Raw genomic sequence first — 237 nt, 5'->3', positions numbered from 1 at the left:
AAATTCTTTCTCATGCTGCGTTATGACTTCCCTCGCATAGAAAACGCTATGCTTCGCGAAGCCACGCCTTGCCTGAGTCAGAATTGAAACTCTTTTTAGGGTGGGACATATAAAGGTATCTGTTTAGTGACTGTATGGGGCTATAGCTCAGCTGGGAGAGCGCCTGCCTTGCACGCAGGAGGTCAGCGGTTCGATCCCGCTTAGCTCCACCATATCCATACGGCTCACATCAAATAC

The 237-nt window shown here is 49.4% G+C and carries 1 tRNA gene; it reads left to right on the top strand.

Annotation, left to right across the window (positions count from 1 at the left end):
* The first annotated feature begins 136 nt into the window (after positions 1-136).
* Positions 137-212, top strand: a tRNA-Ala gene (locus SPM24T3_RS24195).
* Positions 213-237: the final 25 nt, after the last annotated feature.

The sequence above is a fragment of the Serratia sp. M24T3 genome (genome assembly GCF_000257645.1).
Taxonomy (GTDB): domain Bacteria; phylum Pseudomonadota; class Gammaproteobacteria; order Enterobacterales; family Enterobacteriaceae; genus Rouxiella.
This window is presented reverse-complemented; position numbering and strand designations above follow the sequence as displayed.